10 protein-coding genes are annotated in these 13,848 nt (G+C 72.5%); 4 read left to right on the top strand and 6 right to left on the bottom strand.

Annotated elements, in window-relative coordinates; all coding sequences use genetic code 11:
* Positions 1 to 101 precede the first annotated feature (101 nt).
* The 4 genes from C6361_RS05270 to C6361_RS05255 are packed head-to-tail and all read left to right on the top strand — an operon-like array spanning position 102 to position 4,908.
* Positions 102 to 362 carry an acyl carrier protein gene (locus C6361_RS05270; protein ID WP_107256054.1) on the top strand — a complete coding sequence of 87 codons (261 nt, stop codon included), beginning with the start codon at positions 102 to 104 and terminating at the stop codon, positions 360 to 362.
* On the top strand, positions 352 to 1,581 hold the full coding sequence (locus C6361_RS05265) for a beta-ketoacyl synthase N-terminal-like domain-containing protein (RefSeq protein ID WP_107266954.1): 1,230 nt from the start codon (positions 352 to 354) through the stop codon (positions 1,579 to 1,581). The genes C6361_RS05270 and C6361_RS05265 overlap by 11 nt, the downstream gene beginning before the upstream one ends.
* Positions 1,568 to 2,788, top strand: coding sequence for a beta-ketoacyl synthase N-terminal-like domain-containing protein (locus C6361_RS05260; RefSeq protein WP_107266953.1), 1,221 nt, complete (start codon positions 1,568 to 1,570; stop codon positions 2,786 to 2,788). Before C6361_RS05265 ends, C6361_RS05260 begins: the two co-directional genes overlap by 14 nt.
* Positions 2,710 to 4,908 (top strand): AMP-binding protein, encoded by a 2,199-nt coding sequence (locus tag C6361_RS05255; protein WP_159079188.1) that lies wholly within the window; start codon positions 2,710 to 2,712, stop codon positions 4,906 to 4,908. Before C6361_RS05260 ends, C6361_RS05255 begins: the two co-directional genes overlap by 79 nt.
* 18 nt (positions 4,909 to 4,926) lie before the next feature.
* On the opposite strand, the gene C6361_RS05250 is transcribed toward C6361_RS05255, so the two are convergent.
* From C6361_RS05250 to C6361_RS05225, 6 genes are all read right to left on the bottom strand, one after another.
* Complete coding sequence (locus tag C6361_RS05250) at positions 4,927 to 5,958, bottom strand: DUF4331 family protein (protein WP_107256050.1); 1,032 nt, start codon at positions 5,956 to 5,958, stop codon at positions 4,927 to 4,929.
* A gap of 136 nt (positions 5,959 to 6,094) precedes the next feature.
* Complete coding sequence (locus tag C6361_RS05245) at positions 6,095 to 6,955, bottom strand: ABC transporter permease (RefSeq protein ID WP_107266951.1); 861 nt, start codon at positions 6,953 to 6,955, stop codon at positions 6,095 to 6,097.
* The gene (locus C6361_RS05240) at positions 6,955 to 7,911 is read right to left on the bottom strand and encodes an ABC transporter permease (RefSeq protein ID WP_234359334.1); all 957 of its coding nucleotides are present in this window, start codon (positions 7,909 to 7,911) and stop codon (positions 6,955 to 6,957) included. Before C6361_RS05240 ends, C6361_RS05245 begins: the two co-directional genes overlap by 1 nt.
* The gene (locus C6361_RS05235) at positions 7,908 to 9,086 is read right to left on the bottom strand and encodes an ABC transporter ATP-binding protein (protein ID WP_107266950.1); all 1,179 of its coding nucleotides are present in this window, start codon (positions 9,084 to 9,086) and stop codon (positions 7,908 to 7,910) included. The genes C6361_RS05240 and C6361_RS05235 overlap by 4 nt, the downstream gene beginning before the upstream one ends.
* The gene (locus tag C6361_RS05230; protein WP_107266949.1) at positions 9,083 to 10,297 is read right to left on the bottom strand and encodes an ABC transporter substrate-binding protein; all 1,215 of its coding nucleotides are present in this window, start codon (positions 10,295 to 10,297) and stop codon (positions 9,083 to 9,085) included. The genes C6361_RS05235 and C6361_RS05230 overlap by 4 nt, the downstream gene beginning before the upstream one ends.
* 230 nt (positions 10,298 to 10,527) lie before the next feature.
* Positions 10,528 to 13,686, bottom strand: coding sequence for a glycosyl hydrolase 115 family protein (locus C6361_RS05225; RefSeq protein WP_234359333.1), 3,159 nt, complete (start codon positions 13,684 to 13,686; stop codon positions 10,528 to 10,530).
* Positions 13,687 to 13,848 lie beyond the last annotated feature (162 nt).

The following is a 13,848-nucleotide window of genomic DNA, read 5'->3' as shown; positions in this document are numbered from 1 at the left end:
CCAGCGATTCCCGCGTCGTTTCCTTCCTGGAAAACTTCACTGTGAGCCCACCCGCAAGTTCCACGAAACGTGGCCAGCGGTGATCGGGAAGGGAGCCGGACTTGGCAGAGCGAGACAGGGTGTCGGCCGCCGTCCTCCGGGACCTGGCGGCGGAGATCTTCGAGGTCAACCCGGACGAGATCACCGAGGGGGCGGCCTTCTACGAGGACCTCGGGATCGACTCGGTGCAGAAGGTCGAATTCGTCGTCCGGATCGAACGGCAGCTCGGGGTACGGCTGACCGACGAGGAGGCGGCCGGACTCCAGGACTTCGGCGACACCCTCGCCGTACTCCGGGATCGGGGCATCTCCGTTGGACCGTGACCGGAGCCGGGCCGGCCGCCCGGCGGTGGTGATCTCCGGAGTCGGCGCGGTCTCCGCCGCCGGCCTCGGCGCCGACGCGCTCTGGACGGCGGTGACCGGGCGCCGGGTGCTGACCGGCCCGGTGAGCAGGTTCGACATGTCCCGCTACCCGGCCCGGTGCGCCGCCGAGGTGCCGCCCGGCGCGGTCGCCGACCTCGACGCGATGGTGCCCGGGCACGACTCCCTGGCCGCCCGGTTCCTCGCGCTGGCCGCGCTGGAGGCGCTCCGGCACGCCGGAGTTCCGGAACGGGACCGGACACACCGGCTCGGCGTCTTCGCCGGCACCGTGATGGCCACCCGGCCCATCCTGGACCGGGGGATCGGGACCGGCCGGCTCGACGTGTCCGGCCGGACCTGGGCCCGGCCGGACACCCTGCTGGACACCCTCCGCGAGACGGTCGCGGTCAGCGGCCCGACGGTGCTCTTCGCGCCCGGCTGCGCGGCCGGGAACAGCGCCATCGCGGCCGGCGCCCGGGCGGTCGCGGCCGGCGAGGTCGACGTCGCGGTCTGCGGCGGCGTCTCCGAACTCTCCCTGGAGATCCTCGCCATGTTCACCTCGCTGCGCGCCCTCGCCGTCGACACCGTGCGGCCGTTCGACGTCAACCGGCGCGGCACCATCCCGGGCGAGGGCGCCGGAGTCCTGGTCCTGGAACGGGCCCACCGGGTCGCGGCCCGGGGCGGGCGCCCGCTGGCCCGGCTGCTCGCCTGCGCCGCCGCGGCCGACGCGCACAACCCCACCCAGCCGCACCCGGACGGCAACGGCCTGGTCTCGACCATCCACGGCTGCCTCGACCGGGCCCGGCTGACCAGCGACGACGTGGACTGGGTCTGCGCGCACGGCACCGGCACCCAGGCCAGTGACGGCATCGAGGCCCGGGCGGTCGCCAAGGCGCTCGCCGGCCGGCGCCGCCCGGTGGTCTCCTCGATCAAGGGACAGTTCGGGCACGCCGAGGGAGCCGCCGCCGCGCTGGAGGCGATCGTCGCGGTGCAGGCGCTCGCCGCCGACCTGGTGCCGGGCAACGTCACGCTGATCGAACCCGACCCGGCCTGCGGCGGCATCGACCTGGTCGAGCCGGCCGGCCGGCGGGCCCCGGTCGGGGTCGTGCTGAGCCAGGCGTTCGGCTTCGGCGGCGGCGTCTCGACGGTACTGCTCGGAAAGGACGACCGTGCCGCCGGTTGACGACTGTCTGGCCGTACGCGGCCTGGGGCTGCGGCTGCCCGGCGTGGCCGACGCGGCGCAACTGGCCCGACTGGTCGACGGGGCAGCCGTAGCGCCGGCACCGGTACGCCGCTTCACCGCCCCGGAGACCGACCTCGCCCCGCTCGATTGGCGTACCCACGCCCCGGTCCCGCCCCGACTCCCGGCCGCCGTCGCCGGGCGGGGACTGCGGGCCGTACCGCCCGAGTCCCTGCTCGCGCTCGCCGTGGCCGCCGAGGCCGGTACCGCCGCGTCCGACGATCCACCCGACCCGTGGCAGGTCACCTCGCTGGTCGACCCCGTCGAGGCCGGCCCGGCCGCCGTACTCTGGGCCAGCTCGACCGCCGGGCTGGCCGAGTACGCCCGGGTCTGCGTCGAGGCCGCCACCCTGGATCCGGGGCTGACCAGCCCGATCCTCGGCCCCGCCTCGGCGTTCAACGGACCGGCCGCGACCGTCTCCATCCGACTCGGCCTCGACGGCCCGAACGAGACGACCACCGGCGGCAGCACGGCCGGGCTCACCGCACTCGTCGAGGCGGCCCGGCTGCTCGCCGACGGCGAGGCGGCCCGGGCCCTGGTCGGCGGCTCGGCGACGGTGAGCCGGTGGAGCCTCGCCGGCCTCGCCGACGGTTTCGTCGCGGCCGAGGGCGCCGCCTGCCTGGCCGTGTCGCCGTGCCCGGACGACGAGCCGGGCATCCGGCTGGGACGGTTCCGCCGGACCACCCTCGACCGCAGCGACCTGGCGGCAGGATGCCGCGCCCTGGTCCGCGCCGCCCGCCCCGCGGGATCGGGCAGGACGGCCGGACCGCCCGCCGGTGCACCGCCGACCCGCCGCGCGCCCGAGCACGACGCGCCGGTCGGCGGTGCACCGGCCGGGCCGGTCGGCACCATCGTCTCCACCGTCGACACCGAGCTGGTCGAGGCGCTCGGGCAGGAGGCGCACCGCCCGGTCTGGCACCTGGAACGGGCACTCGGCGACTTCGGGGCGGCCGGCGGCCTGCTGGCGGCGGCCTGCGCCGTCGCGTACTGCGCCAGTGCACCGGCACCGACGAGCCTGCTCGCGGTGGCGATCGAACCGTCCGGCAACGCAGCCATCCTGGAGGTCTCATCATGGGGAGCGCCAACCTCGTCGAGCGGCTGGTGGGGCGAGCGCTCGCGTCCGGTCGGGGCGAGCGGCTCGCCTACCTGACCGGTGCCGGCGAGCGGCTCGGCTACGCGGAGCTGTACCGCGCGGTGCGGTGCTACGCGGCACGGCTGGCCGAGGCCGGCGTCGGCCCCGGCACCCGGGGCCTGGTGGTGGCCGACGACGACCTGCCGACCGCGGTGGCGATCCTGGCACTGTGGTGGCGGGGCGCCGTGGCGGTGCCGGTGAGCCCGATGCTGACCGGGGCGGAACTCGGCTTCATCGCCGGGGACTGCCGGGCCGGCTTCCTGCACGCCGACGAGGCGGGCGCCGCCCGGGCCGATGAGGCCGGCCTGACCGGACTGCCCCGGGGAGGTGCACACTGGCTGGCGCCCGGCGGGCCGCCCTCACCGCCGCCGGTCAGCCATCCGCCCGCCGAGGTGCTGCTGATCCAGTACACCTCGGGCAGCACCGGCAAGCCGAAGGGGGTACTGCACACCGGGGCCGGCGTGGCCGGGGTGCTGGACGGCTTCGGCCGGATCCTCGACCTGCACCCCGACGACCTGGTGCTCTCCACCGCCAAGCTCTCCTTCGGGTACGGCTTCGGCAACTCGCTGCTCTTCCCGCTCGCCGCCGGAGCCGGGGTACTGCTCAACCAGGGGCCACCCGACGTCTACCGGCTGGCCGCGACGATCGCCCGGCACCGCCCGACCGTGCTCTGTGCGGTACCCCGGATCTACGCCGCGCTGCTCGACCGGGCCGGCCAGGGCGACCCGACGGACCCGACCGGCATCCCCGACCTCGGTTCGCTGCGGCTGGCCGTCTCGGCCGGGGAGCACCTCCCGGCGTCGCTCTGCGCCGACTTCACCGGCACCTTCGGCGTGCCGCTGGTCAACGGGCTGGGCGCGACCGAGGTGCTGCACATCGTGCTGGCGACCCGGGGCAGCCAGCCCGGCTCAACCGGCCGGCCGGTACCGGGCACCACGGTGACCGTCCGGGACGACGCCGGCCGGGTCGTGCCGGACGGGACGGAGGGCCGGCTGCACGTGGCCGGCCCGTCGGTGGCCGCCGGCTACCTGGACCGGCCCGAGTCGGCGGCGCGGACCTTCGCCGACGGCGGCGCCTACACCGGCGACATCGTCCGGCAGGACCCGGACGGGGAGCTGCGATACCTCTGCCGGCACGACGACCTGATCAACATCGGCGGTTACAAGGTCTCGCCGCTCGACGTCGAGGCGGCGGTCCGGGACCTCGACGGGCTGGCCCAGTGCGCGGTGGTCGGCGCCCGGGACGGGTCCGGACTGGAGCAGGCGGTCGCCTATCTGGTGCCGGCTCCCGGCGTCGACCCGGGCGCGCTGCGCCGGGCGGCCCGGGCCGCGTTCCGGGCCGGGCTGCCGCCGCACAAGCGACCCGCCGTCGTCGAGGTGGTCGAGGCGCTGCCGACCACCTCGACCGGCAAGCTCGCCCGGTTCCAGTTGCGCGCCCGGGCCGGCGAGCCGGTGACGGTCCGGATGCGGGTACTGCGGGACGGGCCCGGCCGGACCCTGGTCTGCATCCCGTACGCGGGTGGCTCCTCCGGAGCGTTCACCCGGCTGGCCCGGCACCTGCCCGGCTCCTGGCGGGTGGTGGCCGGCGAGGCGACCTACTCCGACGGTGCCACCATCGCCGACGCCGCCCGCGCCTGGTGGCGGGCGAGTACGCCGTACCTGTCGGACCAGGCGGTGCTGTTCGGGCACAGCCTCGGCGCGGTGCTGGCCGCCGCGGTGGCCGAGGCCGCCGGGGACGGGTTGGGCGCGACCCCGGTGGTCCTCTCCGCCCCGCCGGTCCTGCCCGGCACGCAGCGACCGGCGCTGGTCTCCGACGACGACGAGACCCTGCTCGCCGGGCTGCGCGACACCGGTCTGCTGCCGACCAGCGGGCTCACCCCGGAGGAGGTGACCCGACTGCTGCTGCCCCGGTTCCGCCGGGACATCGCGCTGGCCCCGGAGGGCTTCCAGGGGGTGGGATCCCGGTCGGTGCACGTGCTGCTCGGCACCGACGACGGGCTCTGCACCCGGGACGCGGTCACCGCCCGGATCCCCGTCGACCGGATCGCCAGCCTGCACATGGTGCCCGGGGACCACTACTTCGTCGCCACCAACCCGGCCCGGACCGCCGAGGTGCTCGCCGGGATGTTCCGGGACTGACGGCGACCCGGGCCTGGGTCAGCGTGCCGCGACCACGTACGGGAACTGGTCGCTGCGGGCGCCCGCGTTCTGCTGCGCGGTCAGTCCGGCGGTGGTCGCCCGGTTCAGGATCAGCGAGAACATCGTCTCCGGCGCGTTGCAGGCCAGGGTACGGCCGTTGAAGCCGTTGAAGCCGTAGTTCGCCGGAGTACCTGTCCGGTACGGCAGCAGGTCCGGCAGCAGCCGCCGGGCCACCTGCTCGCCGTACCCGGACGGGTCGAGCGAGGTGCCGTTGGCGGCCACCACCCCGGCGATCAGTTGGGCGATCCGGTCACCGTCGGCGCTGGCGTCGGTCTCCGGGTGGCCCAGGTTGGCGCTGCTGGCCCACTCGGTGTCGACCGGTTGGCGCAGGATCGGCCAGACCATCGGATGGCCGAAGCGGTTCACCTGGCGCCAGCCGCCCGCGTCGGTGGCGAGCTTGCTGGTGATCCAGGTGCAGATGTCGCGGCCGGTGCCGAGCCGCGGATCGTCGTCGGGGATCTCCAGCACGATCGACTGGATGGTGGCGTCGGCGAAGCTGTTCTTGGCGGCGTCCGAGCGCCAGCCCGTCAGGTCCAGCCGGGCGCCGTCCTTCACCGCCGAGTCGATCGCGGCGAGCAGCGTCAGGTCGATATAGAACGGGTCCATCGCCCGGCCCGCCCAGAGCCGCAGCCCGTCCGGGCCGGAGATCATGGTGTGGGTACGCCCCTGCGCCACCAACTCGCCGGTCGCCGAGTCGTCCGGCGCCTCCGCACCGGTGAGGATGTGCAGCCGGACCGCCTGATCGCCGCTCTGGTCGGCCTCGTCGAAGCTGATCCGGTAGGTGAGGTTCTCCACCGGCGCGCCGTCGAGGTGGACCTTGAACTCGTACCGGGCCTCGGGGTGGAAGCCCTGCTTGGCGTCCTTGCCGGCCGCCGAACTGTTCATGTTCATGACCAGGACCGTGCCGTTCTCGCCCGGAAAGACGAACTGGTCGGTCAGGTCGAGCCGGGTGTCCTGGAGGGCGAGCGGGGAGTCGAGATGATGCGACACGGAAACTCCTGGCGGGCGAGGCAGCTAGGACTCCTGTCTACTAGGTGATTCGCCCCGCTTTCAGGGTTATCGCGAAAATGGCCGGCGGTGCCGCGGCCCGGGAACGGAGCTGCCGAACCCGGGCCGCGACCCGTCCTCAGTCGATGTCCTCCCGGACCCGGGCGACCAGTTGGGTCGGATTGACGTACCGCAGTGCGATCACCAACAGCACCAGCATCATCGTGGTGTACATGACCGCCATCGCGTCGATGGACTGCTGGGCCCGGATGCCCGCCGCCGACATGGAGTAGTACAGCGCCACCACCAGGGTCTGCGAGTCCGGCCCGGCGGTGAGGAAGGTCAACTCGAACATCCCGACCGTCCGCACCAGCACCAGGATCGAGGCGGCCAGGATGCCCGGGGTGAGCAGCGGGGCGAGGATCCGCACGAACATCTGCCGGGTACCGGCCCCGCACATCCGGGCCGCCCGCTCCACCGCCGGATCGATCTGCTCGATGAACGGCGTCATGGTGAGGATGACGAACGGCACCGACGGCACCAGGTTCGCCAGTACCACCCCGGAGAGATGCCCGGCGAAGCCGTACTTGTAGAGCACCGTGGCCAGCGGGATGCCGTAGGTGATCGGCGGCATCAGGATCGGCAGCAGGAAGAGCAGGTAGAGCAGCCGCCGGCCCGGGAAGGAACGGCGGGCCAGCACGTACGCGGCGGGCACCCCGATCAGCACCGAGATGCCGACCACCAGCAGCGACACCTCCAGGGTCACCAGCAGCACCTGGAAGAGGCCGAACTCCTGCCACGCCTGCCCGTACCACCGGCCGGTGTAGCCCTGCGGCAGCCAGGTGTCGTACCAGCGGTCGCCGAAGGAGCTGACCAGCACCGAGCCGATCACACCGGCCAGGTTGACGAAGAAGAACGCCACCACGCCCCAGATCAGCCAGGCCGCCGGCCGGGCGACCAGGCGACGGCGGCGGGGCGCCGGGGCCGTCACGGAACTCATCAGCCCTTCCCTCCCGCCGTCGATCCGGTGTAGAGCAGGGCCCGCCAGCCGAGCACGGCGGCGATCACCAGCAGTTCGACCAGCCCCATCAGCACCGCGATGGTGGCCGCCAGCGGATAGTCGTACTGGACGTACGCGGCCTCGTACGCGGCGATCGAGATCACCCTCGTGGTACCGGCCGGGTCACCGACCAGGATCGCCGACGGGAAGACGCTGAACGCCAGTACGAAGGTGAGGCAGAACGTGGTGGCCAGGCCGGGCGCCAGCAGCGGCAGGGTGATCCGGCGGAACCGCTGCCACCAGCCGGCGCCGAGGGTCGCGGCGGCCCGCTCCAGCGTCGGGTCGATGCCCGACAGGTACGACAGCACCAGCAGGAAGGCGAACGGGAAGCCGGTGATGACGATCGAGAAGAACACCCCCCAGTAGTTGTTGGTCAGCCGGACCGGTTCGTCGGCCAGCCCGACGTTCAGCAGGATCCGGTTGAACCAGCCGGCGGGGCCGAGGAAGTTGAGCAGCCCCTGCGCGGTGAGCACCGTGCCGAGGGTGATCGGCACCACCAGGACGGTGGTGAGCAGCCGCTTCCCCCGGAACCGCCCCCGCATCCGGTAGGCGATCGGCACCGAGGCGGCGACGTTGAGCAGTGCCGCCGGCAGCGACAGCTTCAGCGTCGTCCAGATGGTGTCCCGCTGGTACGGGTCGGAGAAGAACTCCTGGTACGCGGCGAACGGCCCGCCCTCGGTCGGCTGGAACGACAGCCCGACGCCGTAGGCGAACGGATAGATGAAGAGCACCAGGACGAAGAGCGCGGCGGGGGCGAGCAGCAGGAGTTGCCGGTCGATGCCGCGTTCGGCCAGCCGGTGCCGCAACGCCACCCGGGTCCCGGCCGGGGCGCGCGGCTCGGTCGGGCGCTCGTCGGCCGGCCCGCCGGTCCGGGGTGGGGTGGCGGTGGCGCTCACCGGGAGCCTCCGGTGGCCGGTTCGTCCACCGGCGCGTCGGCGGAGTCGTCCACCGGCGTGCCGGCGGGCTCGTCCGGCGCCGCCCCGGCCGGTCCCGGTTCCCCGTCGGACCGTCCGGACGGCTCGGCCAGCGGGAAGACCAGCAGTCGCCCGGGATCCACCGCGATCCCGATCCGGTCGCCGAGCGCCGGACGCTGGTCGGTACGCAGGTTGAACTGCACCCCCTCGGCGGTACGCGCCTCGACCGCCACCTCCCGGCCCTGGTACTCGACCACCTCCACGGTGGCCGGCACGCCCGACTCCGGCCCGGTGATCCGCAGGTCCTCGGGGCGGACCCCGGCGATCACCTCGGCTCCGGCGGTGACCGGCCCGACGGCGGTGCCGACCAGCCGGATGCCCTGACCGGTCACCACCACCTCGGAGCCGCCAGCGGGCTCCACCCGCAACCGCAGCAGGTTGCGGTAGCCCATGAAGTCGGCGACGTGCCAGTTCGCCGGCCGGGTGTGCAGCTCCTCGGGGGTGCCGATCTGCTGCACCCGCCCCTCGCGGAGCACCACCAGCCGGTCGGCCAGGGAGAGCGCCTCCTCCTGGTCGTGCGTGACGTAGACCGTGGTGAGCCCGAGCGACTGGTGCAGCCGGCGGATCTCGGTACGCATCTCCAGCCGCAGCTTCGCGTCCAGGTTGGACAGTGGCTCGTCCATCAGCACCAGGGTCGGTTCCAGCACCACCGCCCGGGCGATGGCGACCCGCTGCTGCTGGCCGCCGGAGAGCTGCCCGGGCAGCTTGTTGGCGTGCTCCTCCAGCCGGACCAGCCGGATCGCCTCCTCGGTGCGCCGCCGGATCTCGGCCCGGGGGAGCCGGCGCATCTGGAGGCCGAAGGCGACGTTGCGGCGTACCGACATGTGCGGGAAGAGGGCGTAGTTCTGGAAGACCATGCCGAAGCCGCGTTTCTCGGCCGGCATCGTGTCGAGCCGGGTCTCGTCGGACCAGATGCTGCCCCGGGTCAGCGGGAGCAGGCCGGCGAGGCAGTTCAGCGCGGTCGACTTGCCGCAGCCGGACGGCCCGAGCAGGGCGATGAACTCGCCCCGTCGGACCGTCAGGTGCAGGTCGGCCAGCGCGTCACGCCCGGCGAAGCTCCGGCTCACGCCCTCCAACCGCAACTCCGTAAAACTCACTTGCTCACCTTCGCGCCGCCGATCTCCCGGTCCCACCGGCTGAACGCCTCGACCAGCGCCTTGGCGTCGAGCGGCACCTCCAGCGGGTTGTTCGCGATCAGCTGCTCGTACTCCGGGCGGCCGTACTTCTCGATCGCGTCCCGGCTGGCCTGCGGCGCCATCGACAGCGGCACGTCCTTGATCGCCGGACCGGGGTAGAAGTACCCCTGGTCGTACGCCTTCGCCTGCTGTTCCGGCGTCAGCATGTGGTTCAGCAGGGCCAGGATCGCGGCCTGCTTGTCCGTCGAGACGCCCTTCGGCACCACCGCGTAGTGCGCGTCGGTGACCCAGTGGAAGCCCTCCAGCGTGCCGATCTTCGCCTCCGCGGGCACGGTGCCCAGCACCCGGGGGTTGATGTCCCAGCCGGTGGTCGAAACGATGATCTTCGCCGACCCGTTGGCCAGGTTCTTCATCGTCTCGCCGGTGCCGGACGGATAGAGCCGGACGTACTTGTTCAGCTCGGCCAGGTAGGCCCAGGTCTTCGCCCAGCCGTTGACCGGGTCCTTCGGGTTCGAGTCGCCGAGCAGGTACGGCAGGCCCATCAGGAAGGTCCGGCCGGGGCCGGAGTTGGACGGGCGGGCGTACTGCACCGCGCCGGGGTTCGCCTTGGCGTACTCGAGCAGCCCCTGCGCCGTCGTCGGCGGGTTCGGCACCTTCGACGGCAGGTACTCGATCAGCGGCCCGGACGGGTAGTAGGTGACGGTCACCCCGTGGTTGCCGGCCAGCTCCTGCATCGCGGCCGCGCCCGGCAGGTAGTTCGCCATCCCCGGCAGCCGGTCGGCGTGGGTCGGCAGCAGCGGGGTCCAGAGTTCCTGGTCGATGCCGGCGGCGAGCCCGTCCACCCCGGTCAGCACCAGGTCGATCTCGACCCGGTTCGCCGCCTGCTGGGCCTTGACCTTGCCGACCAGCTCCGGCGAGGGCGACTTCGAGTACGTCACCCTCGACACCGTGTCCGAGTTCTTCCCGACGAAGTCGTCGATCATCGCCTGGGTGAGTTGCAGGTTGCCGGCGACGTCGAGGATGTTCAGTACGACCGGCGAGCCGGGCTTGTCCGGCACCGCGCCCCCGGTCGGTCCGGGCGCGGCGCTCTCCGGCGCACCACAGCCGGCGGCGACCAGGCTCAGCGCGGTCAGGGCCGTGGCGGCGAACAGCCGGCGTTGGCTTCGACGCATGGGCATTCCTCTCTCTCGGTTCGGCGATCCTATGTTGTCGCGCGTGCTGTCTGTGCTGCCTGATGAACCTTTTCAACCTCCCGCTGCGGTCCGTCTTGGCCGCAGAGGGAGGTCGGGGTGGGTGCGTCGTGCTGGCTGATTTGAAAAGTTTCAATGTGTGTGGGCGGTCCGCCCCGACCCGTCCGGGCCGGGGCGGACCGCCGATGGAGCAGCTGCGACGCAGGCGGGTCTCAGCGGCCGACCCGCCGGCTCTCCGGCGGACCGAGATAGCTGTACGGCAGCTCGGCGGTCTGCACCACGAGCTGCTGCACCACCACGGTCGGGTCGACCATCCAGAACTTCAGGGTGTGTACGCCCGGCCCGTCGACCGTGTGCGTGGTCGTCGTGACGTTGACGTTCTGTGAGGTGTTCCGCTCCCACTGCCGGTTCATCGAGGTGTCGTTCGCCCCGGTGGCGGCGGTGACGTTGACGATCTGCGGCGCGGCGCCGTCGATCGAGACGGCGTAGCGCAGCCCCTCGGTCGGCAGCACGTTGTTGCGCGGCGAGAGGTAGGCCGAGACCTTCACCGGGCCGGCGGAGGTCAGCGTCAGCTCGTACTCCAGGCGCGGGCTGTTCCCGCCGGGCGTCCGGCTCGGGGCGGTGACCGGGAACGGGGTCAGCCCGTCACCGGTCCGGCCGAGGTCCGGGATCCGCTTCCAGTACACCCCGCCGGTGTTGACCGCCCGGGTGTGCTGTTCGGCCGGGATCGAGACGTAGCCGTTCGCCTCGACGTGACCCCGGGGGCGCAGACCCTGCGGGTTCTCCACCCTGGCCTGCACCAGCACGCTGGCGCCGTCCGGGCCGGTGACCGTGATCGGCACCGTCGTGTCGCCGCGCGGCGCCCGCCGCCAGTCGACCCGTACCTCGACCCGGACCTGGTCGGTCACCCGACCGCCGGTACGGCTGAGCTTCAGCCAGGGCGCGCCGGCGCGGACCGTATAGTCGAACGGCACCGAGCCCCGGTTGAAGACCTCGATGTACTGCCCCGGCTGGCTCTGGTACGGGCTGAACGTCGGCAGTACCGCCGGACCGGTCTCGGCCGGCCAGTACTTCTCCGAGCCGTCGATCGCCACACCCAGTTCGGCGGTGGCCGGCAGCTCGATCCGGCGCAGGTGCGGATAGAACGCGTCCGGCAGCGCCTGGTTGTTCAGTTCCGGCTGCTGCCAGGGCGCGTTCGGGCCGTAGCGCGCGACGTCGCCGTACCCGATCTTGGGTTGGGTCTGGAAGCCCCGCCACTTCCCGCCGGCCAGCGTGTTGTTGTAGTAGTCGGACATCGCCTGGTCGGTGTCGAAGTGGCGCTGGGCGAGGTCCGCCATCGCGTTGGTGGCGGCCCGGCCCTGCGCGGCGTAGAGCAGGTTGGTGAACTGCGCCTCGCGCAGCGCGTAGAGGTTCGCCGTCGCCGCCACCTGGTAGTGCACGAGCTGGTAGTAGGCGTCGTCGTAGCCGTCCGGCAGCCGCGCCCGGACCCGCTCCGCCCGCTCGGCCAGCTCCGCCCACTCCCGCACCACCCGGCGCATCTCCTGGTAGGCGGTCAGGCTGTACGGGTTGTCGTCGGTGTAGACCACCGCCGAGGAGTCGGTGGCCGGATCCTTCGCCGGGTCCACGGTGATCCGGCGGTTCAGCAGCTCCGGCTTGCGCCGCGCCTGGAGCTGGCCGTACTCGTGCAGGATCTCGCCGATCTCCCCGGCGTACCGGTCGGGGAAGTTCTGCGCCGCGTACTCCCGCTGCCAGTCGTCGAGCTTCTCGATCGGGATGCTCTCCGGATCCCAGGCGTAGTCGAGGAAGAGTTGCAGCGGCAGCTCCTCGTTCTTCATGTCGCCGACGTTGACCACCCAGAGCCGGTCCACCCCGTAGCGGTAGGTCAGGTTGAGCTGCTCCCAGGTGCTGGCCAGGTTGATCGTGTCGACCCACTTGTAGTTGCGGCCGCCGCCGACGTAGTCGAAGTGGTAGTACATGCCGTAGCCGCCGGGGCGGGCCGGCAGGCTCTGGTCCGGCAGCTTCCGCATGTTGCCCCAGTTGTCGTCGCAGAAGACCACGGTGACGTCGTCCGGCGGGCGCATGCCCCGGTCCCAGTAGCGCTGGACCTCCTTGTAGAGCGTGAAGACCTGCGGGATGTCGGGCAGTTCGCGGTCGCTCTCCTCGGCGAGGATCTGCCGCTGCGCGGCGATGATGCTCTCCATCAGCTCGATGCCGTCGCCGTCGGGCAGGCTGACGTCGCCGTTGCCGCGCATGCCGAGGGTGACCACGCCCTCGAAGTCCTGCTCCTCCATCCGTTCGATGCCGTCCCGCCAGTACTCCTTCAGCGCCGCGGAGTTGCGCCGGAAGCTCCACTCGCCGGTCCCGCCGTACGGGTCGGTGCCGCCCCGGGCGTGCCGGTTCCACTCCTCGATGCCGCGCATCATCGGCGCCTCGTGCGAGGTCCCCATCACCACGCCGTACTCCTTGGCGGTGGCGTGGTTGGCCGGGTCGTCCTCGGCGAAGGCGCGGCCCCAGACCGCCGGCCAGAGATAGTTCGCCTTCAGCCGGAGCATCGTCTCGAAGACCTTGGCGTAGAAGTGCCGGTTGAAGCCGCCCTCGTAGCCGGGGGCCAGGCCGGGGCCGAAGAAGTTCGGTGCCCAGGTGCCGAGCGCCGGGTTCTCGTCGTTGATGAAGAAGCCACGGTATTTCACCGCCGGGGTGCCCTGGCTGTGCCGGCCGGGCAGCACGTGCAGCTCGTCGCTCTGCCGGGCCGGCACGTCGTCCCACCAGTACCAGGGGGAGACGCCGATCTGCTTCGACACCTCGTACGTCCCGAAGATCGTGCCGCGCTGGTCACTGCCGGCGATCACGAAGGCCCGGCGTACCCCGGGCAGCGGGTTGGCGACGATCTGCTGGAGCGAGGTCTCCCACCGGCCGGCGATGCCGCGTACGTCGAGCTTGCCGGCGGCGATCAGCCGGTCGATCAGCGGGCTCTTCCCGATGGTGCCGACGAGCACCACCTCGCCCTGCCGCGGCACCTGGTCGGTGACGACCGCCGGGCGTACCCCGGTGACCCGTTCGACGTCGGTGCGCAGGTCGCCGGCCGCCCGGACCACGCCGGGATGGTCGCTGGCGCTGACCACCAGCGTCGCGGCCCGGCCGCGTTCGACCAGTGGCAGGCTGTTCGGCTTCGACCGGGTGGAGACGAAACCGGCGGGATCGTGTCCGGAGTCGACGCCGCGCCCGCCGGAGGAGGAGGCGGCGGCCGAGGAGACCAGGGCGGGGGTGGCCGTGACGGCGAGGGTCAGCGACAACAGCATCCGCCAGGCCTTCGGACCGGCGGATCGGCGGGGGACGGGTGCCGGTGGACCGGCGAGGATGGACCTGCTCATTCCGCGCTCCGGGGCGTAAGGAGGTGGGCATGACCGGGAGTGTGTGGCAGCGAAATTTTCGGAAGAGTTCCGGAAAGGCAATCTAAACAGGTATCGATGCACGGTCAAGTGCCCGCGATCCGTGCGGCGGGGAATTCGGGTACGGAGCGAAGCCGCCGCTAG

This window comes from Plantactinospora sp. BC1, from assembly GCF_003030345.1.
Classification (GTDB): domain Bacteria; phylum Actinomycetota; class Actinomycetes; order Mycobacteriales; family Micromonosporaceae; genus Plantactinospora.
This window is presented reverse-complemented; position numbering and strand designations above follow the sequence as displayed.